Source organism: Clostridium collagenovorans DSM 3089 (genome assembly GCF_900130005.1).
In the GTDB taxonomy this organism is placed as follows: Bacteria; Bacillota; Clostridia; order Clostridiales; family Clostridiaceae; genus Clostridium_D; species Clostridium_D collagenovorans.
In genome coordinates this window covers 2,090-4,658 of the sequence record NZ_FQXP01000006.1, presented here as the reverse complement: position 1 = coordinate 4,658, position 2,569 = coordinate 2,090, and the positions used below count along the sequence as shown (strand labels likewise).

The following is a 2,569-nucleotide window of genomic DNA, read 5'->3' as shown; positions in this document are numbered from 1 at the left end:
TCTTATGCGGTATTACTCCTCCTTTCGGAGGGCTATCCCCCACTTACAGGCAGGTTGCCCACGTGTTACTCACCCGTCCGCCGCTAATCCGTTCCCGAAGGAACTTCATCGCTCGACTTGCATGTGTTAAGCACGCCGCCAGCGTTCGTCCTGAGCCAGGATCAAACTCTCAATTTAAAAGTTTGATTACTCAGTATTCACTGACTACTTATCTTTCGATAAGATTTTATTTATTACTCAAAGCATTTTACGAGTTGTTTCTTTATTACTCTGTTTAATTTTCAAAGACCATGTCATTTATCGTCATCACCTGACGACTCTTAATATTTTAACAAACTTTTAATCGTTTGTCAACACTTTTTTAAAAGTTTTTTCAAAAGTTTTTAATTACTTTCAAACTCTTAAAGAAGTTTTTCTGTTGCCGCATCTCAGCGACGAAGATTATCTTATCATAATCTACAAGCTGTTTTAATTGATAATTTATCATTTTTTTAAATTATATTGATTTTACAGTATATATCTTTTATTTTTATCAATTTTACTATATTGATACACTAGGTAAAGTTTCTCTTATTTTTTTACATTTTTTCATCTTAAGTTTAATAATATTAAACTCCTTTCAATTTAAAAAACTTAATTTTTATATATAATATATTAAAATTATACCCTTTTATTATACTTTTATATCATCTCTATATATCTTTTATTAAAATTTTTAAATACTATTTTATTAGTATTATTATTTAAAAGAATATGCTATAATAATAACTAATTAATATTAATTATTATTTAGAGGTGATATCATGGAAATTTTAGAAATTGGGATGCAAGCTCCTGAGTTTAATATCATTGGATCAGATGATAAAACTCATAAACTATCAGATTACATTGGCAAAAAAGTAATTCTATTCTTTTACCCTAAAGACAATACCCCTGGATGAAAGAGTGAAGTATTATCTTTTAATGATAATCTTAAAACTCTGGATGAGTTAAATTGTGTTATATTAGGCGTAAGTAGAGATTCCATAGCTTCTCATAAAAAGTTCATTGAAAAGAACCAACTTAATTTTATTCTTCTTTCTGATGAAAATGAAGATCTTTGCAATAGCTATGGAGTTTTAAAAGAAAAAACTATGTTTGGGAAGAAGTGTTTTGGTATAGAGCGAAGCACATTTATTATTGATGAAACTGGTAAAATCCAAAATATATTTAGAAAAGTAAAAGTAGCTGGCCATGTTGATTCTATTATAGAAACTATTAAATAATATATACTTATTTAATCGCTTAAATTCTAATTATAGTTAAGGGGTGAGTTTATATTTTGAAGCTTTTTAAATGACATTTCATTATAAACTGACTACAATAACTATATGACTTAAAATTGTATAATAAAAAGGTCTAGTAACTTTAGCTACTAGACCTTTTTACTTTATATACACTTATTTAGAATTCTTTGTTCCATAAGAATTATTTAAAATCATTACACCAATCTTATTAAATACCCAAAATATTAAATATAAAATTAACATTATTTGAGCATCTATTACTTTAAATAAGGCTAAAACACTTATCAAGATAGATAATACACCTACAAGTATATATATTATTCTATTGCCTTTAATATATTTATCTTGTTCTCTTATTTCCCTTCCCTTAGCATTTGACCTTATTATTTCTTCTGAAGATAGTTTTGCCCCAAGGGCTATCATTGCTACACCTAATATAATAAATAACACTGCGAATATAATCATACCCTCACCTCTTATTTTTTTATCTTGAAGATAAATTGTTTTAATATAAATAATATATTTCTTAGTAATTATAAAAATTCTAATAAAAAATCTAATCTTTAGTTTTTTACATATTAATTTTAAAATTCATATAGTACTTTCAATACTAGACTCATCCTATATAAATAGGATAATTTATTCTTAAGTTTAACTGTTATATTTAAATATATTAAGCTTTATATATAATTCATCTAATCTCTTATTATAATATAAATTCTTACGTGCTTTATAGATTATAAAATTCTTAATATAAATATTGTATAATTACATATAGTTCATATCAACTAACTTTTAAAATATACTTAGAATAAATAATAAAAAACACCTTAGATTATATCTAAGGTGTTTGGTGGCTAGACCAGGAATCGAACCAGGGACACGAGGATTTTCAGTCCTCTGCTCTACCGACTGAGCTATCCAGCCATATGGCTCCGCGAAAAGGATTCGAACCTTCAACCTATCGGTTAACAGCCGAGTGCTCCACCGTTGAGCTATCGCGGAATATTACCTGGCGATGTCTTACTCTCCCACAGGGCTTCCCCTGCAGTACCATCAGCGCTGTAAAGCTTAACCTGCCTGTTCGGAATGGGAAGGGGTGTTACCTTTACGCTATTGTCACCAGATCATTTATTACACTGATATTATAACTCTTTTTAGAGCTAATGTCAACATATTTTTGAGATGTTCTCTCAAAATTGCATAATGTTAAGAGTTTTTTGGTCAAGTCCTCGACCTATTAGTATCGGTCAGCTGAATATGTTACCATACTTACACCTCCG

The 2,569-nt window shown here is 28.5% G+C and carries 2 protein-coding genes, 2 tRNA genes and 1 rRNA gene; 1 reads left to right on the top strand and 4 read right to left on the bottom strand.

All coding sequences use genetic code 11. The annotated features are described in order from the left end of the window. Positions 1 to 803 precede the first annotated feature (803 nt). Positions 804 to 1,265: a thioredoxin-dependent thiol peroxidase gene (gene bcp / locus BUA48_RS08255; RefSeq protein WP_084666181.1), complete on the top strand. Its 462-nt coding sequence runs from the start codon at positions 804 to 806 to the stop codon at positions 1,263 to 1,265. Between the two features lie 174 nt (positions 1,266 to 1,439). Here bcp and BUA48_RS08250 read toward each other — a convergent pair whose 3' ends face one another. From BUA48_RS08250 to rrf, 4 genes are all read right to left on the bottom strand, one after another. Next, positions 1,440 to 1,751: a hypothetical protein gene (locus BUA48_RS08250; RefSeq protein ID WP_072831585.1), complete on the bottom strand. Its 312-nt coding sequence runs from the start codon at positions 1,749 to 1,751 to the stop codon at positions 1,440 to 1,442. A gap of 386 nt (positions 1,752 to 2,137) precedes the next feature. Then, positions 2,138 to 2,213 (bottom strand) — tRNA-Phe (locus BUA48_RS08245). 3 nt (positions 2,214 to 2,216) lie between these two features. After that, positions 2,217 to 2,291 (bottom strand) — tRNA-Asn (locus BUA48_RS08240). Between the two features lie 5 nt (positions 2,292 to 2,296). Further along, a 5S ribosomal RNA gene (rrf, locus tag BUA48_RS08235) occupies positions 2,297 to 2,413 on the bottom strand. Positions 2,414 to 2,569: the final 156 nt, after the last annotated feature.

Coding starts and splice junctions, on each gene's coding strand:
- BUA48_RS08250 (WP_072831585.1), bottom strand. CDS start 1,751: ATGATTATATTCGCAGTGTTATTTATTATATTAGGTGTAGCAATGATA.